Here is a 22,274-nt window from a genome sequence, read left to right as displayed (position 1 = left end):
TTGCCGGAAGTCATGGTGCTCCACGTGGTCGGGACGAGTGCAGGCGGCGGCCCTGTTGCCAGGGCCGCCGCCTGCGGTGTCAGTCAGTTGCCGCTGGTGCGGACTAGCTGGCGGAGACGGACTGCAGTGCCTGCTGCCGTGCGGTCCAGGCGGCGTAGCTGCCGTCGAGTTCGACGACGTCGTAGCCGGCGCGGCGCAGCGCGCTGGCCGCGACCGAGTTCCGGACGCCGCTCTGGCAGTAGCTCACGATGGTGCCCTCCGCGGGGAGCTCATCGAGGTGCCACATCACGCGGCCGCCACTGAGCTGGTGCGAGCCGGGGATGTTCCCGGCGGTGTGCTCGGTGCGGTTGCGCACGTCCAGGATCATGGCAGCGTCGAAGCCCTCGAGTTCTTCGGGCCGGATGAGCGTCGGGGTGCTGGTGGGCAGGCCCTCGAAGCCGGTGACATAGCCGGCGACCTTGTCGATGCCGACCCGGACAAGGTGGTCCCACAGGTCCTGCGCGGCGTCCTGGTCCGAAGCCAGCAGCACCAGGGGGTTCTTGTCGGTTTCCGGGTTCACGACCCAGGCGCCGAAGCTGGCCACGGATTTGCCGGCCGGGACGTTCAGGGAACCGGAGACAGTGCCCTGGTGGGCCTGGTCGTTGGGGCGGGTGTCGATGAAGGTCACCTTGTCCTCCGCCAGGTCCCTGGCAACGGAGGCGAGGTCTAGTTCCTGCAAGGGTGCACGCTCGCCCATGACTGCCGGACCCTCGCGGTTTTCCCGCTTCATCCGGCCGAAGTAGGCGTGGGCGTCGGGCTGGCCGTCGAGCAGTTCATCGATGAAGCCCTGCTCGTCATTGGCCGCCAGGTAGGGTCCCCACCAGGCGTACAGCCGCTCGTAGCCGACCGTGGAGGACGGGATGGCACCTAGGGCCTTGCCACAGGCGCTGCCGGCACCGTGCGCCGGGTGGACCTGGACGTAGTCGGGCAGGGTCAGGAATTTGTCCCGCAGGCTTGCGAAGAGCTGCCTGGCCCCCACGAAGCGGGTGTCCACACCGCTGGCAGCCTCATCCAGCAGGTCCGGGCGGCCCAGGTCGCCGGAGAACACAAAGTCACCGGAAAGCAGGTAGCCGGCCTGGTCGCTGAACGCGCCATCGGTCACCAGGAAAGACAGGTGCTCCGGGGTGTGGCCGGGGGTGTGCAGGGCTTTGATGCTGATGTTGCCCAGGGTGATCGTGTCGCCGTCGAACAGCCGCTCCCCCTCGAACCCGTACTGCCAGTCCGGTCCGCCTTCTCCGGAAACGTAGATCTTCGCGCCGGTGGCGGCGGCCAGCTCGCGGGTGCCGGAGAGGTAGTCGGCGTGAATGTGGGTCTCGGTGACGGCGGCGATCTTCATGCCGTTCTTGGCAGCCAGGGCCTGGTAGACGGCGATGTCGCGGCGGCCGTCCACCACAACCGCTTCGCCCTTGGCCTGGCAGCCGATCAGGTAGCTGGCCTGGGCGAGGTCTTCGTCGTAAATGCGTTCCAGAAGCATGTGTTCTCCTTCGTAGAGAGGTGGGGAAATCCCTGTCGCCTATGAACAATATTAATACCCCGGGGGGTATCTTGCAAAATGCGTAGTGCTAGCGTCAGCCGCGCTCGCAAGGTCTCCAGGCGGCAGGCCCGGAGCATGTCCGCCGGAGACGGCTCAGGTGGTGGGCAGGCCCGCGCGGGTCCACGCGATCATGCCGCCGTCCATGGTGTCTGCGGTGAAGCCGGCACCGTTGAGGGCATCGGCCACGCGGGCACTGCGGTTGCCGCTGCGGCAGATGGCAATGACCGGAACCTTCGGGTCCAGCTCGGCCAGCCGCGCCTGCAGCTCCCCCATGGGGATGTGGAGCGCGCCGGGGATCATGCCCTCGGCGACCTCGAAGTCCTCGCGGACGTCCAGGACCTGCGCCTGGTTCCGGCGCTGATCCGCTTCGGTGATGCTAATTTCTGCCATGCTGGTGCCTTTCGTTGCAGGATGTTGATAGGTGGGTCGGTCCGCATCAGACCGGTGCGGGCAGGGAGTCCTGGCGGCTGGCAGTCCGGTTGGACTTGCGCAGCGGGCAGGACCTGACGAAGAGCCAGCAGACGGCGGCCGCGACGACTGCGCCCCCCGCCACCGCCAGGGCGATCGGTCCGCGCAGGTCCCCGGGGGCCTGCTGGATAAGGACGAAGGCGCCCATCAGCAGCACGAACCAGCCGAAACTCTTGCGCAGGGCCGCTTCCGGAATGCGCCCGGCCAGCCTGGAGCCGATCAGGGTGCCGACAATGGCGGCCGCGGTGACGGCGAGCGTGATCCCCCAGTCCAACTCCACGGTGGTGAGGTAGCCGGCCAGTCCGGCGAAGGACTTCATGGCGATGACGACGAGCGAGGTTCCGACGGCGATTGCCATCGGCAGCCCGCCGAGCAGCGCCAGGGCCGGGACCACCAGGAATCCGCCGCCGGCGCCGACGAGGCCCGTGACCAGGCCGACGACGAGGCCGTCGAGCAGAACGCGGAACAGCGGCAGTTCGGCGTGCTTGGGTGCTTCGGCGCCCGCGTCAGCCTTCTTCTTGCGGCCGCGGATCATGGCGATGGAGGTGGCGACCATCATCAGGGCAAACGCGATGAGGAGGATCTGGCCGGGGATGTGCCCGCCCAGGAGTCCCCCCACGAAGGCTCCGGCCATCCCTGCGGCGCCGAACAGCAGCCCGGTGCGCCACATGACGCGGCCGGCGCGGGCGTGGCTGAAAACGCTGACGGCCGAGGTCACGCCGACCACGAAGAGGGACGCCGCAATGGCTTCCTTGGCTTCGAATCCGGCCACGTAGACCAGAATCGGCACCGTCAGGATGGAGCCGCCTCCACCGAGCACACCGAGCGACAACCCGATGAGCACGGACAGGGCGAGGACGAAAATCAGCGTCGCGGTCATGAGGCTTTGGACGCCGGGGTCACGGCGTTTGCAACAGGAAACTGCAGGATGGCGGACTCGCGGGTCGGCTCCTTGGCTGCCTTGTTCCACGGCATGGCCGAGATGGCCCGGCCCATGGCGCACGTGTTGGTGGCGGCGGAGAACGCCAGGCCAGTACCGATGGCCCCGGCAAGGAGCCGGACCTTCGGAGAGACGAACTTGCCGCCGGCGAGGCCCAGAACCACGAGGGAACCGGCAGCAAGCCGGACCTGGCGTTCAAGGTCCCAGCGGGCCTTCCCGCGGACTACGTCTCCGCCGATCTCAGCGAACGCCGGGGCTCCGCCGGTCAGGACGTAGGCCGTGCCGATTCCCGCACCGCCCAGGCGCTGCCGTGCCTGCTCGGCCCGCGCTCCCGACTGGCATACGAGGACGACGCGGCTGCCCAGGCGGGCCGCCAGTTCGTCCGTGTGCTCGGAGAGCAGCGGCAGCGGGACGTTGTAGGAGCCGCGGATGTGCATGTTTTCAAACTCCGCGGCCGAGCGGACGTCGATCATGATGAGGTCCTGGTGTTCCTGGACCCAGTTGCGCAGCGTTTCCGGAGCCAGGGCGGTGACCGCCGGCGCGGACGAGGAGTGGGCGGAGGAAGTGGAAGGGGGCGTCATGGGGTCCTTTCGAAACAAGCAAAGTGAATACCCCACCGAGTATCACAGATACCCCCTGGGGTAGTCAAAATACCCATGGGGGTATGCTCTTTCCGCCCATCTATCCCTGGCTTAGTAGCCATTTATGGACCCTGATTCAGCGGGACTCCCCCGCAATCACCCCAAACGGACACCGGCGCCCGGCGTCCGTATCGCCCGGGCCGGTGCCTACGGGCGAGGCTCTGGGTCAGTGCGGGGCGAGGACGCAGAACTCGTTGCCCTCTGAGTCCGCGAGGCACACCCATGGCACCACGCCCTGGCCGACGTCGGCGTCCGTGGCGCCCAGTGCCCGCAGCCGGGCCACTTCTGCCGCTTGATCATCGCCGGGGTACGGCATGAGGTCGAGATGGACACGACCCCACACGGTCTTTGAGACCGGCGTGCGGCAGAACTCCAGGTAGGGCCCCACCCCTTGGGCCGAACGCAGCCTCGCACGGTCGTCGGTCACCTCGTGCCAGGTCCAATCCATCGCCTCGCTCCAGAACCGGGCCATTTCCCGCGGATCCGCACAGCTGACCACTACAGCGGCGATCGGTCCCGTGTCCCGGTAGAGCGGGCGCGGCTCCAGCACCCGGAACAGGTTGCCCTCCGGGTCGGCCAGAACCTTCCACGGCACGTCACCCTCGCCCGCGTCGGCGGGCACCGCGCCAAGCTCCACCAGGTGCGCGACCAGCTCCGCCTGATGGGCCGCAGAGGTGGTGGCGAGATCGAGGCGCGCGCGGTATCTCACCGTCTCGGGGTCCGGGACGGTGACGACATCGACGCAGACGGCGACGGGGTCCGGCCAGACGAAGCCCAGGGGTTCGACATTGGTCACGCCGGGCCCCTCGCTGGAAACACCCCAGCCGAGCGCCTCCGCCCAAAATCGGCCGAGAGCCGAGTCATTCCGAGCCTTGAAATTCACCTGGACAAGTCGCAGCGCCATACTGCCCGAGCCTATACCGGGTAAGACCCGGCATGGGAGGCACGCCCCAGCCTGCGCTGGATGAGTCCCGAGGCCGTTGGCCTAGGTTCCGCAGAACGTCCGGTAGGGGCCGAAGTCCTCCGGCGCGGCGGCGGCGTAGCGCTCCAGCTCCGGACGCTCGTCGTACGGGCTGGTCACGGCCTCAAGGAGGCGGGCGAACGGGTCGAGGTCGCCCGCCGTGGCGGCGTCGAGGGCCTCCTCGACCAGGTGGTTCCGCGGGATATAGGCGGGGTTGACCCGGTCCATTGCGTCGGCGTCGGGGCCCAGGGAGCTCCAGCGCACTGCCCACGCATCGAACGCGGCCGGGTCGGGAAACAGGCTCCGCACGCGGGCTGTGCGCCCGCGGGCTGCCTCGGCCAGGCCGCGGAAGAACATTGTGTGGTCAGCCCGGCCGGCCTGCAGGAGGCTGAGCAGCTCGTCCACGAGGGGCGAGGCCGCGTCGTCGTCGAGATCGTCGGGCAGGCCGATCTTGGCCCGCAGGCCGGCCGACCAGGCCGCGCTGTATTGCCTGCGGAACGCGGCAAGGGAGTCCTGCGCCAGGACGACGGCCTGCTCCTGTTCGTCGTGGAAGAGGGGCAGGAGGGACTCTGCGAGCCGGGTGAGGTTCCATTCCGCCACGACCGGCTGGTTGCGGTAAGCGTAGCGCCCGGTCTCGTCGATCGAGCTGTAGACCGCTGCCGGGTCGAAGGCGTCCAGGAAGGCGCAGGGGCCGTAGTCGATGGTCTCGCCGAAGATCGTCATGTTGTCGGTGTTCATCACTCCGTGGACGAAACCCACCAGCATCCACCGGGCCACCAGCGAGGCCTGGGCCGCTATCACCGACTGGAGCAGCGCGACATAAGGATTCCGGGCCTCCGCCGCCGCAGGGAAGTGCCGGGCGATCGCATGGTCGGCGAGGCGGCGCAGGAGGTCGATGTCGCCCGTGGCACGGGCGAACTGGAAGCTGCCGACACGCAGATGGCTGCTTGCGACGCGGGTGAGCACTGCTCCGGGCAGCAAGGTCTCGCGGAGCACGGGACGCCCCGTCGCCACGACGGCGAGGGACCGCGTGGTGGGGATGCCCATGGCGTGCATCGCTTCACTCACGACATATTCGCGCAGCATCGGGCCGACGGCGGCCAGTCCGTCACCGCCGCGGGCGAAGGGCGTGCGCCCCGAGCCTTTCAGGTGGACATCGCGGAGACGGCCGTCCGCGTCGGCGATCTCACCGAGCAGAAGTGCACGCCCGTCACCGAGGCGGGGGGCCAACCAGCCGAACTGGTGCCCGGCGTACGCCTGCGCCACGGGCGTGGCGCCGCCGGGGACCAGGTTGCCCGTCAGCAGCAGCAACCCGTCCGGACCACGCAGGTAGGCGGCGCCGAGGCCCAGCTCGGCGGCCAGAGGCTCGTTGAGCACCAGGAGGCGCGGGTCCGGCACCTGCTCCGCCTGCCAGGGAATTGCCATTTCCTTGAGCTCCCGGGCGAAGCGTCCGTCAAAGGTGACGGCGGAGGGGGCAATAGCACTCATACCACCAGACTATCCTCCGGTGCCCCGACCGGACTGGCGTTTCATCATCCCGCCGAGGATGCGGGCTCCTTCGGGAAAGGCGGCGGGGTTGGGTCCGGCGTAGTTGAGCCGGATGAACTGTCCCGCCGGTTCGGCCGGGAACCACTCGGTGCCCGGGGCGATGATGACCCCGGCGGCCTCACAGTCGCGGGTGAGCTGTTCGAGGTCTGTCCCGTCGGGCAGGCGCGCCCACAGGTTCAGCCCTCCCCTCGGAAGGTGTTCGATGTGGGCCTGCGGGGCATGCTCCCGCAGGCTGCTGGCCAGCAGGTCCCGGCGGGCGTGGAGTTGGTGGCGGAGTCCGCGGAGGTGGGTCTGCCACCCGGGCTGGGTCACGACGTCGAGGGCCGCCGACTGCAGCACGCCGCTGACGTACATCGACTCAGCGCCCCGGTCGGCGAGGATGCGGTCGCGGGCCGGTCCGCGGGCGATTACGGCCGCAACGCGGATTCCCGGGGACACGCTCTTGGTGAGTGAGCGAAGGTAGACGACGTGCCCGGAGTCATCTCGGGCCGCCACGGGGACGGCGGACGTGGTGATGCCGAAATCGTGCGCCCAGTCGTCTTCGACGAGGAACGCGCCGTGCGACCGGACGACGTCCAGCACTTGTTCGGCCACCCGCGCCGGCCATTGCGCACCGGTGGGATTCGCATAGTTCGGCTGTGCGTAGAACAGCCGTGCCCCGGTTTCCCCGAAGGCCCGGGCCAGCTCTTCCGCGTCGGGGCCCTCCGGCCCGCTCGGCACCGGGACGACGTGGACGCCGGCCTGCGCCGCGGCCAGGATGGCCCCCCAATAGCTCGGTGACTCCATCAGCAGGGACTGCCCGCTGCCGGCCAGGGCGCGGAATACGGAGCTGAGGCCACTCTGGCTTCCGGGCAGCACGATGACATCACTCGGCGTCGGCGGAGTGACCCCGGCCGGGGTGGAGGCCCGGAGTTCCTGGGCGAACCAGGACTGCAGCTCCGGCAGGCCCGCCGCCGGCGGCCGCGACAAGGCCGCGTCGCCGCGGGCTGCCCGGGTGAGGGCGGCGCGCACCAGCCGCTCCGGCAGGAGTTCCCGGTCCGGGTATCCCGAGTGGAAGGCAATGACATCGTTTGATGTCGTGCGCATTGCAGTGGAGACCGGCCGGGGCGGCGCCTGGGGTGAACGCAGCGCTGCCGTCTGCCAGCCGTAGTCGGCGGGCCGTGCTGTCCGGACCGCCCGGACGAATGTCCCGACGCCGGGCCGGCTCTCGATCAGTCCTTGGGTCGAGAGGGCGCGGAGGACTTTCTGCACTGTCACGGGACTCGCCCGATATTCGGCGACCAGCGAGCGTGTGGACGGCAGCCTGGCCCCGGGCGGGGCTGCCGCGATCCAGGCCCGGAGTCGTTCGGCAATAACGGAACTGCTATCGTTGGACATGAGAGACAATAGTAGCGCTACTGAAGTTTTGCGGCCACCGATATCCGTTCGCCCGGCGAACGGCTTGTGGTGGGGTCTGCTCGGAGTAGCAGCCTTCTCCTTTACCGTTCCGTTCACCAGGCTGGCGGTCGGCGGGCTGGATCCCTTGTTCATCGGCTCCGGCCGTGCCGTGGTGGCTGCGGTCCTCGCCGCGTGCGCCCTGGCCCTCACCCGGCAGCGCCTTCCGCACGGTGCCCAGTGGAAAAGCCTGGCCGTCGTTGCTGGCGGGGTCGTCGTCGGCTTCCCTCTGCTGACGTCGTTCGCGCTCACCGCTGTCCCCGCCAGTCACGGTGCCGTCGTCATCGCCTTGCTCCCGGCCGCCACCGCAACGATGGCGGTACTCCGCGGCCGCGAACGTCCGCGGCCCGCCTTCTGGCTCATCTCCGGCGTCGGCGCCGTGGCCGCAATCGCCTTCGCCTCCGCGCAGTCCGCCGGCCTCGGGCAACTGCAGTGGCCAGACCTCCTGCTCTTCGGCGCCGTCGTGGCTGCGGCGGTCGGATACGCCGAAGGTGGCCTGCTGGCGCGTGACCTCGGCGCGTGGCAAACCGTCTCCTGGGCGCTCGTCCTCGCCTCTCCCCTGATGGTGTTCCTGATGGTCCTCTCTATGGCCCAGCAGCCGCCCTCGGGCACAGCGGTGCAGTGGGCGGCCTTTGCCTACCTGGGCGTCGTCAGCATGTTCCTCGGCTTCTTCGCCTGGTACCACGGGCTGGCCATCGGCCCGATGGCGCAGGTCGGCCAGGTCCAACTCATCCAGCCCGTCTTGAGCATCTGCTGGGCCGGGCTCCTGCTGGGGGAAACCTTGGCCTGGACCACCATCGCCGGCGGCCTGGTCGTCATCCTCTGCGCCGGTCTTGCCGTCCGCACGCGGCTCAGCCGGCCGCCGTCGAACCTTACGCGATAGCCCGACGGCGTGCCGGTACGGTGAACCGGCCGTTAGGGTGCGGGCACCTGCTCGATGGCGACCGTCTCGATGATCCGGGTCGAAGGCTCACCGACCAGCGCCGGCGCCGTCACACCGGTTTTCCAGGTGTCGTTCTGCAGCCGGCCCAGGAAGTCAACAGCGGCTGCCTGCGTGTCGAAATCCATCTCCAGCATCACGTAATCCTCCTGGTCCAGGGGCCGCGAGATCCGGTAGGACCGCACCCCCGAGGCGGCGCGGTTCAGCGGGTCGCTGTCGAAGGCCCTCCTCCACATGCCGAAGTCCCGGACCTGGTGTTCGATCTGCAGGGTAATCATGTGGCCACTCCTGTCGACAGTGCTGGAAGCCCAACTGTAGGCCCGAATGGGCCCTCTTCGTAAGGAGACGGGCGGGAGTGATTTGCTGGCACGGCACGGGACTCACGGCGACGGTTTAACCACCATTGCCGAGCCGCCTCCGCGCCGCACGGGCTCAGCCGCGGCAATCATGCGCCCGTCGGGCAGGAACTCGATTGCTGTCGCAGCGCCGATCTCCGCCGCTGAGGTGAACGCGTCACCCGACGGAGTGAATTCGTGGCCATACCGGGCGAGCTTCTTTCCGTAGGCCGCGATGAAATCCGGCTCGGCCGTCACCTTTGGCGTGTTTCGCTGCGAAGCACGCGGGGCGGCGATGGCCTCAGGAATGCTCATGCCCAGATCCACCCTGTTCACGATCGCCTGCAGGACGGTGGTGATGATCGTCGAACCGCCGGGCGAGCCGAGCGCGAGGTACGGATCACCGTCCTTCAGGACGATGGTGGGCGACATCGAAGAACGGGGGCGCTTCCCCGGCTCGATCCGGTTCGGATCGGCCGGGTCGTACACGGTGGAGAAGTCGGTCAGCTCGTTGTTCAGCAGGAAACCGCGGCCGGGCACCACGATGCCGGACCCGCCTGTCTGCTCGATCGTCAGCGTGTATTCCACCACGTTCCCCCAACGGTCCGCCACGGTCAGGTTGGTCGTCGAAATATTCTCAGTGTCCCTCTCAGCGCCTAGCGTGCCCGGCGTTGCCGGGCACGCGCCGTCGTACGTGGACACATCGCCCGGGGCGACAGGCTTGGCAGCCGCTTTCCCGGGATCGATCATGCATGCCCGTTCCTTGCCGAACAGCGGGTCCGTGAGTTCGCCGGTGGGGACATCGACGAACGCCGGGTCGCCCACGTACTTGGCCCGGTCCGCAAAGGAGAGGGCGCTCGCCTCCAGATAGTGGTGCAGGGCGCCGGAGGTGGACATCTCGGACAGGTTGACCGTGTCCAGTATGTTCAGCGCCTCGCCGATGGTGGTGCCGCCGCTGCTCGACGGCGCCATGCCGTACACGTCCAGGTCGCGGTACTCCACATGAGTGGGCGCCTGGTCCAGGGCGGCGTAGGCGCCGAGGTCCTTCGCCGTCATATGGCCGGCCGGAACAGGCAGCGTCGTGGTGGCGGACTTGGGCGGGGCCTGGACTGCGTCCGCGATCTCTTCCGCGAGCGGGCCGCGGTAGAAGCCCCGCGTACCCTTCTCCGCGAGGAGCCGGTAGGTTGCGGCAAGATCGGGGTTCCGGAAGACACTGCCGACGGCGGGTGCGTCGCCGCCCGGGAGGTACAGACTGCTCGTCGACGTGAAGGCCTCGAAACGAAGTTTGTTGTCGAGCGTTTGTTGACGGAATGTCGCGTCGACTACGAAGCCGCGGGTCGCGACGTCGATGGCGGGTTCGAGGGCGTCCCCAAGGTCCCGGGTACCCCAGCGGTCGAGGGCGCGCGCCCACGTGGCCGGTGTGCCCGGGACGCCCACGGAGACTCCGCTCGTGACGAGGTCGGGCGTAAAGGGGTAGGGCCGGCCGGTGCCGGGGTCAATGAAGGCGTCATTCGGCATGGCCGCCGGTGCGGTTTCCCGGCCGTCGATGGTGCCGACCTTGCCGTTGCTTGCGTTGTAGAAGACAAAGTAGCCGCCGCCGCCGATCCCGGCACTGTAGGGCTCTGTCACGCCCAGGGTCGCTGCCGCGGCGACAGCGGCATCCGCCGCGTTGCCGCCGTCGCGGAGGATCTTGATCGCAGCGGCCGATGCCTCCGGGTCCACAGTGCTCACCGCGCCGCCATAGCCGGTGGCGGTCGGGGTCTTGTCAGTCTGCCGCGGATCTGCGAAGGCGGGGCTGATGACTGCGCCGCCCGTCGTGCTCAGGGCAAGGACTGCCGTGATGGCAGCCAGTCGACGTTTTATGGATGGCATGGTCGCTCCCGAGTCAGGGTGGTGCGAGTTGGCGGTGGGGCAACACTACTCCGCCGCGGCGGGGCACTCAACGGATGATCGGCTCATCCGCTCCGGGTGATGCCCCCCGCCGCCTTGGCGCGCTACGTTGCAACGGGTGGCGGCGGCCAGCATTAGTCGCGCCACCCGGCCCAAACCCGCCGCGTACAGATGGAGACATGACCATGGCCGAAGAAGAAACCCCCGTCCTCGACGCGCTCGCCGAGATCACCGCCGTATCGATCGACCGCTGCAACCTCGCTGACCGCGAGATCATGCTGGCCAGGATCGCGGCGCTCGTGGCTGTCGACGCCCCACCGGCTTCCTACTTGCTCAACGCCGGCACCGCGAGCGACGTCGGCATCACCCTGGAGGACGTCCAGGGCATCCTCATCGCCGTAGCTCCTGTCGTCGGCACCCCCAGGGTCGTGGCGGCAGCCGGCAACCTCACCCAGGCACTGGGCTTCGCCGTAGCAGTGATCGAAGCCGAGCTCGAGGCCGAGCTTGGGGCCGACTCCGGGACCGGGGCTATGGGCTGACCCCCTCCTGGCCACGACGGACGCCGGCAGGCGGCGGTCCGGGCCGCCCGCAAGATCAGCGCCGTCTGTAAGATCGGTGCTGTGACCCTCCCAGATCTGCGTCCCCAGCCCGTCACTGTGTCAGTTGTGCGTACAGTCCAGCCAGGCCGGACACGCCAGGCCAGCGCCTGGGCCCATGCCGGCCAGGAGCTGGCCCGCGAATGGCCCGGCTATCTTGGATCCGGCTGGGTCCGCTCCGCCGCGGATTCAAACGAATGGCACATGTTGTACCGATTTGCTGATGCCGAACTGCTGCACGACTGGGAGCAGTCGGACGAACGGCGCTGGTGGATTGACAGCGCGGCGGACCTCGTGGAGGTGACGCAAATTGAACGGCGCACGGGCATCGAGGGCTGGTTCGCGCAGCCCGGCGATGCCCTCCTCACCGTCCCCGAGACCGTGGTGCCACCGCGCTGGAAGCAGATGGTCAGTATTTTCCTCCCCTTCTTTCCGCTCAGTCTTCTGGCCAATTTCCTGCTGCATCCGCTGACCGGGGAATGGCCCCTGCCGCTGCAGGTGCTGCTGGCCACGTGCGTCCTCACACCGCTCATGACCTACATTTTCCTTCCGGTCACCACCCGGCTGCTGGGGCCGTGGCTGCGGAAAAGGCGCTGATGTCGGCACGCTGATGTCGGCAGGAGCGCAACCCGAGCTCAGCTGACCGGGACCCGGCGCGTCAAGACTGCGCCGAACCCTCCGCCGTCGAGGCGTTGGCCAGGTCCGCCCGGGGGTGCTGCCGCCGGCTCGCCAGCAGGAAGGGCACCGCGATCATCTCGATGACGCCGCCAAGCGCCACCGAGGCGGGATAGCCGTACACGTCGGCCGCCCGGCCGAGAACAGGCTGCACCACGACGCCGCCACTTGATCCCATCAGCGAGTCGAAGCTAAGCACTGTTGCCCGCTGCTTCGAGGGGATCATGTCGTTCAGGTAGGCCTGCCGCACCGGGGTGCCTGCCGAGGCGACCAGGGCCCAGAGCGCCAACAGCGCCAGGGCAACCCAGAAATCCCGTGTGAACCCGAGCACCACGAGCAGCAATGCGCTCACCGCGCTGCTCAGGATCAGCACGGTGGTGCGCTTTCGGACGAGGAGCCGCAGGCGGGGCGCCAACCAGCCGCCAAGCACCTGCGCACCGGCCACGATGGCAGCCGCGAGGCCGGCCACGGAGTATGCGCTGGGGTCACCAAAGAGCTCAAGCAGGTAGGGCTGGAGGGCGTAAAAGACATAGATCCCGACGCCGGCGCTGAACGGTGCCGCCAGCATCACGTACCGCACCGGCGGGTGCTTCAATCCGTTCTCGATCGAGGCGGAGAGCACGGCCCGGGTCGCCTGGAGCGGATGGGTGGAACGCTCGGGGGTGAAACCGACGTCGCGCATAAGCCAGAAAGCGACGGCGAACATAACAAGCAGCACGCCCACCCGCAGCAGGAACGGCACGCCGAGGTTGGTGGCCTGCGCGATCACGCCGCCGGCGACCGATCCGGCGAGCATCGCAACGCCCGACACCATCAGACCCCGGCCGAGCACGGTCTCCAGCCCGCCCTCGTACCCCGAAAAGCGCAACGCGTCGACGAGCCACGCCTCCACCGCCCCCGAGAAGAAGGTAAATCCCAGGCCCAGCAACACCGACACCACCGCCCACGCCCAGAACGGCGCGGAGAGCTGCCACAGCAGATAGTAGAGGTAGGTCGATGCGGCCAGTACCGCTGTGCCGAGCAGGAACGAAACGCGGCGGCCCCACCCGTCGGCAACCACTCCGGTGGGCACCTCGAACAGGACCATGCCGGCCGTGAAGAAGGCATTCGCGGCAAAAGCCTCAAGATTGCTGAGTCCGGCGTCGAGCAGGAACAGGGTGTTGATCCCCCAGATGAACGAGGCCGCAAGGGTATTGCCCAGCGTCAACGTGAGAAAGATGCGCTGGATCTTTCGGGCGGCGGCGTTCATCACTTCGCCGTCCCCGCCGGGGCGAGGTGGGGGCACCAGCCCATTCTCGCCTCCATCACCTGCCCGCGCCAGAGCAGCAAGTCCTCGCGCGGGGAACAGCGGCGTGGTTCAGCCGGCGTCGGGCACCTCGAGCTGAACGCTGACCTGGTCCCCCGACTCAATGCCGGCGGCCGCCCTGATGGCCTTCTTGACCGGAAGCAGGTAGGACCCGCTGCGGCTGTCCGGGAACAGCGACGTGGACCAGCGGTGACCGGCGATGACGGCCGTGGTTTTGATGGAGCCGAAGCCCTGGCGGAGAGCAACCGTGTCCTCCCGTATCTCGGCCGAAACCCCGTCCGGAACAGTGAGGAAGTGCCAGCCGGCTTCTCCCGGGTAGAGCCACAGCCGGGCCGTGAACGTATAGCTCAGCGGCATGGCCGACTCGCTGCAGGGCGGCCGTTGGAGTGTGTGGCGGTCCTTCCGCCGGCCAGGACCGGCTCCCGCCGGCATGCCGCCACTAGAGCGATCCGCCGGCGACCTCCGGCGTGCCGGCGTCCTCGGGCGGTCCGCCATGGGCGCCTCCGTGACCGCGGTGTCCCCCGTGTCCTCCTCCCCCATGCTGGCCGGCGTCGCCCACCCGCTCGCGGGCCAGGAAGGTCTCGACGTCGAAAAGGTTGTCCGCCCGGCGGGCAACGTTGAGCAGCGTTGACATCGATGCCACCTCCTCGACCTGCTCCTTGAGGAACCACAGCATGAACTGTTCACCCAGGGGGTCGTTTTCCGCCCGGGCGGCGGCGAACAGTTCCTTGATGCGGTCCGTGACCTCAACCTCCTGGGCGAGTGCAAGGACCAAGGGTTCCTCCGCCGAACTGAAGTCGTTACGGACGGGGTCGATGCCGGGGATGGTGATCTTGATGCCGCGGTCCAGGATGTAGCGGACCATCATCATGGCGTGGTTGCGTTCCTCCAGCGACTGACGGTAGAAGTGCCTGGCGAGCTGGGGCAGGTCCTGCCCGTCGAACCAGGCGGCGATGGCGATGTACTGCTGCGACGCTGCGAATTCGTTGCCGACCTGGCGGGTCAGCAATTCGTTGAATTGCGGGCTCATGGCGCCCTCCTCGAGTCGGTGTTCAAGGGTGCGGACCTGGGGCGCCAGGGTTCTGCCGGGCCGGGCTGCCCGAGGGCCTGTAACGAGACTCCTCCGCTTCGGAACTCCGCGTCAAGATCGTGCCGTTGTCCCGACGGCGGGGCCCCGGGCGGCCCAGGGGGTGACAGCAGCAACGGACTAGGACCGGGCCCGGATCCAGTCCTCAATGACGGCCTGGAGGGCCGGCTTCTTCGCCTCGAAGTCGGCAGCGTCACTAAACCTGGCCACCCGTGAGACGCCACCTTCACCTTCCAGCAGCCCACCTCGATCGGCCAGGGATGCGCCCTGATGGAACATCAGCGTGACGTTCTTTTTGGCTTTGGGGAAGAACGAGGCGATATTGCCTAGGTACATAAAAGTGGGCGCCTGCCACTTGATCGCCTCCGTCACGGCGGGGTCAACGGCCAGGATGAACTCCCTGATCCTGCCCACAAGCTCACGCTGCGGGTTCTCGTAGCCCTCCAACCATGCGTCCACGTCGGGATTGCGGTTGCTGGTGCCGCCCACGGTTCCTCCCTCCGGCCCGGTGTCTCAGAGCCCGCCGCGACCGTGATCCTCGATGACGGTCTTCAGCTCCTGAAGCTGGCTGACTTCGGCCTGCATCGTCTTGGTGATGAGCCCGTCGAGGACTTTCATGAGGCCTGAGGGCTTGAGATCCAGAATGAAACGGACCGTGGTGCGGCCCTGCTCCTCCGTCATCAGATACCGGCCTTCGGGCCGCGCCGGGCCGGCGATGACTTCGAAGGCCAGGCTGCGGCCCGGTTCTGCGGTCGTGATCCGGTAGTCGCCCTGGATGGACCTGCCACGGGGGCCGGTCAGCGTTTGGCTATACACGGCGCCCGTTTCGCCCGGCGCACCGCTCTGGAGCGCGATGCTCCGGACGCTGCTGCGCCATGACGGGTTGTTCAACCCGTCCGCGAGGTAGGCATAGACCTCCGTTGCGGGTCGGTCGATGGTGATTTCGTTTTCGGCGTGTGCCATCAGATTCCTCTCGACCGGCTCGGACCGGTCATGCGCGTTGTGAGCCTTCATCTTGCCACGTGGGCCGCTATTCGGTGCGGGACTGTGCCTCGACCGGGGTGAAACCGCGGGCGAGCTCGATGAGGATGCGGGTCCCAAAGCCGGTGGCGCCCTTGGAACGCCAGTTCCGTTGCGGCCGTCCCGGTGGCCGCGGATGCCGGTGACGCCGGGAGGGTATTGGACATTCCTTGCTCTTTAGTGGGGATTAGCCTTGAGGAACTGTCCGGGGATCAGCTGATATGGACGGGCCAGAACACCGGCACCAACAGAATCGCGACTGCCGCGTACAGGGCCATGACTGCCAGGCCAAACTTCCAGTAGTCTCCGAACCGGTACCCGGCAGGCTGCATGATCATCATGTTGGCCGGTGTGGATACGGGGGTCAGGAGTGCAGCGGACGATGCGACCGCAACGGACATCAGGACCGTGATGGGGTTGATCGCAGCCTCAGCTGCAACCGACAGCGAAATCGGAATGATAATCAGCGCCGTGGCGGTGTTGCTGATGAGCTGCCCAAGGACCGCCGTGACGGCGAAAATTCCCGAGAGAAGCAGCAGGGGCCCGGAGCTGCCGATGGCGGCGACCATGGCGTCCGCGATCATGCCTGCTGTCCCCGTCTGGGTGATGGCTGCAGACAGCGGGATCATGGCCCCAACGAGGATCAGGGTCTGCCACGCCATCGAACGGTGGGCCTGCGCCGGCGTTACCACTTTGAGCACCACCATGGCCATGGCTGCCAGCAGGGCGGCAACCGGGGCGGGGACAATGCCCGTTGCCAGCAGGATGACCATCGCGGCCAGCACAATCAGCGCGGGCACGGCTCCCGGGCCCAGCGGGACGGCCTGGCGACGGATGGCATCAGGAGAATCGACAAGCAGCACGTTGTGGTCGACCGTGTGCTTGTCCAACGCGGACCAGGCGCCCTGCAGCAGGAGCATGTCGCCCGCATTTACGGTGGCGCGCTCCAGGGAAAGAGCCTCCCCCGGACGTTCGTGGGCCAGTACCACCAGCGCGCCGCTGGCGGTGACCATGCCCGGGTAAACCTCCGTGCCGACGAGGTTTGACCGGGGCGCGACGACGACTTCCGCGACGCCGTAGGAGCTGCTGATCAGCCCGCAGGTGGCATCGTCGTCTTGCTCCAGCCCATGCCCCGCGGCGAAGTCGTCGATGAGCCGCTGCTCGCCGCGCACGATGATTTGGTCCCCCGCCGAGAGCTTGGCGGCGCTGACGGGCCTGCCGTCGGGGCGTTGCACGCTGATCAGGTGCAGCCCGGCGGAGTGCCCGCCAAGGGGTTCCACGGTAGGGAGGCCGATGAGGGCTGAGTCTTCCGGTATCCGCAGCCGGGTCAGCTGGTCCCCGCCCAAATAGTGTTGCATCAGAGTTTCCCCATGGGAGCTCAGGTCTCTTGGCAGCGCCTCGGGAGTGCGGTCCGGCAGGAGTTTCGGGCCGAGCCAGACGGCCAGCCCCATCGTGCCCACGAGCAGGGGAAGGCCCACCAGCCCGAACTCGAAAAACCCGATTCCCCGGCCGGTTGAGTCCAAGGCGGCGTTGAGGATCAGGATGTTGACCGGCGAACCGGTGAGCACCAGCAAGGATCCGGCATGGGCGGCAAAGGCCATCGGCATCAGCAATTGGGCAGGCTTGCGGCCCAGCCGGACGGCGAGGACCACAACCATCGGCAGCAGCGCAGCGACCGCCCCGTTGATGCTGATAAACGCCGTCAACAAGGCCGTGATGCCCATCATCAGCAGAACGAGCCGGACCCGGCTCGTGCCTGCGAACCGGATGAGCAGGCCGCCCAGCCACGTGGTGATGCCTGCGGCGTCAACGGCCTCAGCGACCACGAAGAGTGCGGCGATCAGCACTACCGTGCCGCTGCCGAATCCGGAGAACGCCTCGTCCAGAGTGATAATTCCGGTGCCAAACAGGGCCAGGGCCACTCCGAGGGCAACAATTTCGACCGGCAGACGGTTCCAAACGAACGCCGCCACAGCGACGACAAGGACAAGAACGGTAATAGCTACGTCCGTCATGAGGGACACGCTAAACCAGAACGGCCCCTGCGAGATATAGCCGGCCGGGGCGGACCATTCAATCGCTCGACCCGTGCGGCGGCCACTCCTAGAATGAAAGGGCTGGGGCTACGGCGCCGGACGGACTCTGGCCGGGGACGGCGCGGCTGCGGCCCGCTCCTTGTCCGGCCAAGGCACGGCGGTGTCATGCGATCCACGACCAGCATCCTGGGCGGCGCAGCCGTGGCCCTCGTGCTGCTTCTCGGCGCGTGCACAGAAGCAACCCCGGTCCCGCCTCCGTCATTTGGCACAGCGCCCGCACCCACCGATTCCCTCGACTTCACGATGCGCTCTTTCATGAATCAGGGCGCGGTAGCCGTCGTTGCCGAGGTGCGCTGGCCGGGAGGCATGTGGTCCAGGGCCTACGGCGTCCGGGACCTGGAAGACATGCAGCCCGCGCGCGCGGACGACCGGGTGTCGGTGGCCAGCGTCACCAAATCCATGACCGCCGTCGCTGTCCTGAAACTTGTCGACGACGGCCTCATCCGGCTCGACGACCCCGTCAACGGCATGCTGGACAGTCTCACGACCGTCCTCCGGCCTCCCGGCCCCATCACCGTCAGGCAACTGCTCGCCCACACCTCTGGCATGCCCACTTTTCAGGAGGCAAATGAGAAGATCGTCGAGGACGTTGCCCGGGTTTTCAAAGAAGACATGAGCACGCAACGGGGGTTGGAGCTCACAGCGTCGCTGCCCTGGGAAGCCAAGGATGTGGGTTCGTTCCGCTACTCCGATTCGAACTACCTTGCGCTGGGACAGCTGCTGGAGAAGCTCCGGGGCAAGCCCTATTCGCAGGTACTCCACGACGGCGTGATCAACCGGCTGGGATTAGCGGCCACGTCCATCGGCCAGGCAGTCCGCGGGGAACCCGACGTGATCCATGGGTACATCACGTTGCACGGTGAGCGCCTGGACGTCACGCAGCCGCCGGCGGACCTCGGGTCACCGGCGTTCGGCGCCATCTCCACCGTGCACGACGTCAACGACTTTTTCGAAGCGCTCTTCCGGGGCGACCTGGTGTCGGACACCTCGCTCAAGGAAATGACCGCGACCGGCAGCTTTCCGTACTACGGTCTCGGGCTTTGGAAATGGCCCCCCGGCTGCACCGACGACTTCCGGTATGGCGGCAAGGGCGGCTTTTCGTCCTACCGCACAATCGCAATCAGCAGCGCCGACGGGCAGCAGCAAGCCTCGATGACTCTGGTGCCTCCTCCGATTCCCACACCCCTCGAGGACCCTGAGTCCGCGGAAAAGTTGGAGTTGTGGGACGGCCAAATGGCCTCCGTACTCCAGGAAACGCTAGACCGGCTCTGCTGATTTGGCGAGAAGTGCATCGACGGAGGGCGGGAAGAGATGGGTGATGTGGTCGAAAGTATCGCTGCGGGCACGCCACCCCGCGGCCTGACGTCGGCAGTCACCAGGATGATGAGCCGGGGCAGCGTCCCGGGCCTCTCCCTCGCCGTCGTCAATCGCGATAGCGTGCTCTTCGCCGCAGGTTACGGTTTCGCCGACCTGGCAGCGAATACGACGGCGGCCGCGTCGACGTCGTACCTGTGGTTTTCGATGTCCAAGATCGTCACGGCGACTGCTGCGATGCGGCTCGTTGACGAGGGTCGCCTCGATCTCAGTGCGCCGGCCGGCAGCTACGTCGATTACCTCCGGGCGCCAGGGACTACGACGCCAAACGTGGGCCAACTGCTCAACCACACCGCCGGTTTCGGCAACCCGCTGCCCCTTCGCTGGGTGCACGCGGCCGACGCGGATCCGCCGGACCCCGGTGCCCTGCTCCGCCGCCTGATGGGCAGGCGCCGCGCCTACCGCTACCCGGCCGGGCAGAGCGCCAGTTACTCCAACGTCGGCTACCTTGCCGCCGGACAGGTCATCGCCGCCGCCTCCGGGCAGCCCTTTGAGGGCTATGTCCGCGAGTCCGTCCTGCGGGCTGCGGGCATGGAACACACCGGGTTCCGCTATCAGGACGGCGCGGCCAAAGCGACCGGTTACATCAGGGCGCCCAGGATCGCAGACCCCCTGCTGCGCGCCCTGCTGCCTCGCGGGGTCGCCGGCGACCGCCACGGGCCGTACCTGTCACTGAACCCCTTCTACGTGGACGGCCCCGCATACGGCGGCCTGGTGGGCGACGTCCTGGATGCGGCCCGATTCCTCCGTCTGCACCTTCGCGACGGCGAGATCGACGGAACCCGGGTCCTCTCCCCCGAGTCCGCGCGCCGCATGCGCACCATCGACCAGGCGGGCAAGCCGTTCGACCACGGAACCGGCTGGTTTCGGCGCCCAACCAAGACGCCACAGCAGTGGGTGGAGCATTTCGGCGCCGGCGCTGGCTTCTGGAACGTCATGCGCCTCTACCCGGACCGCGGACTCGGCGTCGTCGTTATGAGCAACAGCACCCGCATGTACGACTTCGAACCCCTCTTCGCGCTCCTGGTTTCGGCTTCGTGGCCGTAGCGGCCGTCGGCACTATAACGGCGGCGGATCCGGTCTTTGCGGTAGTCCACCCTCATAGGCATAAGCTATTAGCGCTTCAGCGCGGCCTCCTCCGGTCCCCCGGCCCGGTTCGTGGATCGCGCCGGAAGCCCGAGAACCGGACCGGTAAGGAGCTGGCGTGGACACGCGAAAGCTGAAGTACTTTCTAGCCGTCGTTGACCACGACGGATTCAACCGCGCAGCGGAGCACCTGCTGATCGCCCAGCCCTCCCTGTCCCAGACCATCGCCGGCCTGGAGAAGGATCTTGGCGTGCCGCTCTTCCACCGCATCGGCCGTCGTGCGGTCCTCAGCGAAGCCGGCAAGGAACTCATTGGACCGGCGCGCCTGGTCATGCGCGACCTTGACGCGGCGCAGTCCGCGGTCCAGGCATTGAAGGGGGTGCGCAGCGGCCGGCTGGACATCGTGACCATGCCCTCCCCCGGAATCGAACCCCTGACATCGATGATCGCAGCCTTCACCGAACTGCATCCGTCGGTGCGCCTCAACGTCAGCGCCGCGTTCACGCCCGAGGAAGTCATCGAATCCGTGCGCACCGGCAGCACCGAGATCGGGCTGGCAGGATCCTCCGCCCCCATCCGCATGCCGGGCGTGCACGTTCTGGACCTGGAGCGCCAGCCGTTGATCCTGATCGTGAACCCCAGTGCCGATACCTTCCGTCCCGGGACGGCCATCCAGCGGGAGGATCTGGCCGGGCACCGGCTGATCGCCAGCCAGCGCGGTTCGCTGATGCGCTGGCTCGTCGACGACGCGCTGGCCCACGGCGTCGCGACGGAAATCGTCGTCGAGGTGGCGCACCGGACGTCGATCCTCCCGCTGGTACTGGCCGGCGTCGGGCACGCGGTGATGCCGTCGTCCTGGGCACCCACCGCCCACAAGGCAGGGCTTCGCACCCTGCTGATCGAGCCGGTATCCCATCTGGACGTGGCGATCCTCAGCCGGAAGGACGGCCTCACCCCGGCCGCCAGGGCATTCCTGCAAGTGGCGGAGCAGCATGTGGCGGCCACCGGGGAATCCACGGCCGCGCCTGCCTGATCAATAGGCTGAACCTATTTGCCGTATCGAATCTTGGTCTTGGACGCCACATGGCGCCGGACCGTCTACTTGAAGAGGACAAGCAGTGTGACGCTGCTAACACACTCAACGAGGAGGTAGGCACATGAGCGCCACCCAGAAATTCAGCATCGCTTCCATCCCGGCGGACGGCGTCGGCAAGGAAGTGGTCTCCGCAGGCCGCCGCGTCCTGGACGCCCTCGCGGAAAACTCGGGCGGCAAGTTCGCCTTCGAATGGACCGAGTTCCCCTGGGGCTGCGGGTATTTTGAAAAGACCGGACAGATGATGGACCCGGCGGGCCTGGAGATCCTCAAGGACTTCGACGCCATCTACTTCGGCGCCGTCGGCTGGGAAAACGTTCCTGACCACATCAGCCTCTGGGGACTGCGCCTGAACATCACGCAGAACTTCGACCAGTGGGCCAACATCCGCCCGGTGAAGTTCCTCCCCGGTATCCAGTCCCCGCTCCGCAAAGCCGACCACACCGAGCTCGACTGGATCGTTGTCCGCGAAAATAGTGAGGGCGAATACGCCGGCCTCGGCGGACGCAACCTCAGCGGCCGCGGCCCCGGCAACGAGGTGGCCCTGCAGACGGCATTGTTCACGGAGAAGGGCTGCGAGCGCATCATGCGCTTCGCCTTCGACCTCGCCCGGACCCGGACGGTGAAGAAGGTCTCCTCCGTCACCAAGTCCAACGCCCAGCAGTACGGCATGGTCCTCTGGGACGAAACCTTCCAGCGGGTGGCGCTGGACTACCCCGACGTGGCCACAGAGAGCGTCCTGGTCGACGCGATGAGCGCCAAATTCATCCTGCACCCCGAGGACCTCTCCGTTGTGGTCGCCTCCAACCTGAACGCCGACATCCTCTCGGACCTGGGCTCAGCCCTGGCGGGAAGCCTCGGCCTGGCCGCCAGCGCGAACCTGAACCCGGAACGCCGCTTCCCGTCGATGTTCGAACCGGTCCACGGCTCCGCCCCGGACATCGCCGGCAAGGGCATCAGCAACCCGATCGGCGCGATCGCCAGCGCGGCCCTGATGCTGGACCACTTCGGCCTGCACACCGAGGCCCGCCTGGTCGAGGCGGCCATCGAGCAGACCACCGCCGCGGGGTACCTGACGCGCGACGTCGGCGGGGAAGCAAACACCGATGACGTAACCGAGGCGATCATCGCGGCGCTGGCCCGCAGCCTGGCCGCCGTCTAACCGGATCACGCGCCGGCCGGTGGCCGGCAGTCAGTCCCAAGCCCGGAGT

General features: G+C 67.7%; 22 protein-coding genes. 7 read left to right on the top strand and 15 right to left on the bottom strand.

Translation table 11 applies throughout. The features are described from left to right. Positions 1-103 precede the first annotated feature (103 nt). The 7 genes from LDO13_RS08340 to LDO13_RS08310 all read right to left on the bottom strand — a co-directional run bounded on the left by LDO13_RS08340 (position 104) and on the right by LDO13_RS08310 (position 7,508). Complete coding sequence (locus tag LDO13_RS08340) at positions 104-1,513, bottom strand: MBL fold metallo-hydrolase (protein ID WP_224049522.1); 1,410 nt, start codon at positions 1,511-1,513, stop codon at positions 104-106. Between the two features lie 153 nt (positions 1,514-1,666). Beyond that, on the bottom strand, positions 1,667-1,963 hold the full coding sequence (locus tag LDO13_RS08335) for a rhodanese-like domain-containing protein (RefSeq protein WP_224049521.1): 297 nt from the start codon (positions 1,961-1,963) through the stop codon (positions 1,667-1,669). A 46-nt stretch (positions 1,964-2,009) separates the two neighbouring features. Then, entirely contained in the window at positions 2,010-2,921 is a 912-nt protein-coding gene (locus LDO13_RS08330) for a sulfite exporter TauE/SafE family protein (RefSeq protein ID WP_224049520.1), read from the bottom strand. Continuing rightward, a complete protein-coding gene (locus LDO13_RS08325; RefSeq protein WP_224049519.1) occupies positions 2,918-3,562 on the bottom strand; it encodes a rhodanese-like domain-containing protein in 645 nt (214 codons plus the stop codon). Before LDO13_RS08325 ends, LDO13_RS08330 begins: the two co-directional genes overlap by 4 nt. 226 nt (positions 3,563-3,788) lie before the next feature. Next, positions 3,789-4,526, bottom strand: a complete 738-nt coding sequence (locus LDO13_RS08320; RefSeq protein WP_224049518.1) for a VOC family protein — start codon at positions 4,524-4,526, stop codon at positions 3,789-3,791. A gap of 81 nt (positions 4,527-4,607) precedes the next feature. Next, positions 4,608-6,071, bottom strand: coding sequence for a protein adenylyltransferase SelO (locus LDO13_RS08315; RefSeq protein ID WP_224049517.1), 1,464 nt, complete (start codon positions 6,069-6,071; stop codon positions 4,608-4,610). Between the two features lie 9 nt (positions 6,072-6,080). Further along, on the bottom strand, positions 6,081-7,508 hold the full coding sequence (locus LDO13_RS08310) for a PLP-dependent aminotransferase family protein (protein WP_224049516.1): 1,428 nt from the start codon (positions 7,506-7,508) through the stop codon (positions 6,081-6,083). Between LDO13_RS08310 and LDO13_RS08305 the strand changes: the two genes are divergently transcribed. Then, on the top strand, positions 7,507-8,448 hold the full coding sequence (locus LDO13_RS08305) for a DMT family transporter (RefSeq protein WP_224049515.1): 942 nt from the start codon (positions 7,507-7,509) through the stop codon (positions 8,446-8,448). The genes LDO13_RS08310 and LDO13_RS08305 overlap by 2 nt on opposite strands. 32 nt (positions 8,449-8,480) lie before the next feature. Here LDO13_RS08305 and LDO13_RS08300 read toward each other — a convergent pair whose 3' ends face one another. Continuing rightward, entirely contained in the window at positions 8,481-8,783 is a 303-nt protein-coding gene (locus LDO13_RS08300; protein WP_224049514.1) for a hypothetical protein, read from the bottom strand. 102 nt (positions 8,784-8,885) lie between these two features. After that, the gene (gene ggt, locus LDO13_RS08295) at positions 8,886-10,712 is read right to left on the bottom strand and encodes a gamma-glutamyltransferase (RefSeq protein ID WP_224049513.1); all 1,827 of its coding nucleotides are present in this window, start codon (positions 10,710-10,712) and stop codon (positions 8,886-8,888) included. 197 nt (positions 10,713-10,909) lie between these two features. Between ggt and LDO13_RS08290 the strand changes: the two genes are divergently transcribed. Continuing rightward, complete coding sequence (locus LDO13_RS08290) at positions 10,910-11,269, top strand: carboxymuconolactone decarboxylase (protein WP_224049512.1); 360 nt, start codon at positions 10,910-10,912, stop codon at positions 11,267-11,269. A gap of 126 nt (positions 11,270-11,395) precedes the next feature. Further along, positions 11,396-11,923, top strand: coding sequence for an antibiotic biosynthesis monooxygenase (locus LDO13_RS08285; protein WP_263422153.1), 528 nt, complete (start codon positions 11,396-11,398; stop codon positions 11,921-11,923). 61 nt (positions 11,924-11,984) lie between these two features. On the opposite strand, the gene LDO13_RS08280 is transcribed toward LDO13_RS08285, so the two are convergent. The 6 genes from LDO13_RS08280 to LDO13_RS08255 all read right to left on the bottom strand — a co-directional run bounded on the left by LDO13_RS08280 (position 11,985) and on the right by LDO13_RS08255 (position 17,429). Next, on the bottom strand, positions 11,985-13,250 hold the full coding sequence (locus LDO13_RS08280) for an MFS transporter (RefSeq protein ID WP_224049726.1): 1,266 nt from the start codon (positions 13,248-13,250) through the stop codon (positions 11,985-11,987). A 108-nt stretch (positions 13,251-13,358) separates the two neighbouring features. After that, positions 13,359-13,664 carry a DUF1905 domain-containing protein gene (locus LDO13_RS08275; RefSeq protein ID WP_224049511.1) on the bottom strand — a complete coding sequence of 102 codons (306 nt, stop codon included), beginning with the start codon at positions 13,662-13,664 and terminating at the stop codon, positions 13,359-13,361. Positions 13,665-13,746: 82 nt separating this feature from the next. Then, a complete protein-coding gene (locus tag LDO13_RS08270; RefSeq protein WP_224049510.1) occupies positions 13,747-14,337 on the bottom strand; it encodes a ferritin in 591 nt (196 codons plus the stop codon). A gap of 177 nt (positions 14,338-14,514) precedes the next feature. After that, positions 14,515-14,883, bottom strand: a complete 369-nt coding sequence (locus LDO13_RS08265) for a DUF1801 domain-containing protein (RefSeq protein ID WP_224049509.1) — start codon at positions 14,881-14,883, stop codon at positions 14,515-14,517. Between the two features lie 24 nt (positions 14,884-14,907). Beyond that, positions 14,908-15,357 (bottom strand): SRPBCC family protein, encoded by a 450-nt coding sequence (locus tag LDO13_RS08260; protein ID WP_224049508.1) that lies wholly within the window; start codon positions 15,355-15,357, stop codon positions 14,908-14,910. 269 nt (positions 15,358-15,626) lie between these two features. Continuing rightward, positions 15,627-17,429, bottom strand: a complete 1,803-nt coding sequence (locus tag LDO13_RS08255; protein WP_224049507.1) for an SLC13 family permease — start codon at positions 17,427-17,429, stop codon at positions 15,627-15,629. Positions 17,430-17,615: 186 nt separating this feature from the next. Here LDO13_RS08255 and LDO13_RS08250 point away from each other — a divergent pair, with 186 nt between their 5' ends. The 4 genes from LDO13_RS08250 to LDO13_RS08235 all read left to right on the top strand — a co-directional run bounded on the left by LDO13_RS08250 (position 17,616) and on the right by LDO13_RS08235 (position 22,225). Then, the gene (locus LDO13_RS08250; protein WP_224049506.1) at positions 17,616-18,785 is read left to right on the top strand and encodes a serine hydrolase domain-containing protein; all 1,170 of its coding nucleotides are present in this window, start codon (positions 17,616-17,618) and stop codon (positions 18,783-18,785) included. 45 nt (positions 18,786-18,830) lie between these two features. Next, positions 18,831-19,931 (top strand): serine hydrolase domain-containing protein, encoded by a 1,101-nt coding sequence (locus tag LDO13_RS08245; protein ID WP_224049505.1) that lies wholly within the window; start codon positions 18,831-18,833, stop codon positions 19,929-19,931. Positions 19,932-20,088: 157 nt separating this feature from the next. Further along, a complete protein-coding gene (locus LDO13_RS08240) occupies positions 20,089-21,003 on the top strand; it encodes a LysR family transcriptional regulator (RefSeq protein WP_224049504.1) in 915 nt (304 codons plus the stop codon). 124 nt (positions 21,004-21,127) lie between these two features. After that, entirely contained in the window at positions 21,128-22,225 is a 1,098-nt protein-coding gene (locus tag LDO13_RS08235) for a tartrate dehydrogenase (protein WP_224049503.1), read from the top strand. Positions 22,226-22,274: the final 49 nt, after the last annotated feature.

Origin of the sequence: Arthrobacter sp. NicSoilB4 (assembly GCF_019977335.1) — a bacterium.
Classification (GTDB): domain Bacteria; phylum Actinomycetota; class Actinomycetes; order Actinomycetales; family Micrococcaceae; genus Arthrobacter.
The sequence above is the reverse complement of the archived record's forward strand: the minus strand, read 5'-3'. Positions and strand labels throughout refer to the sequence as shown.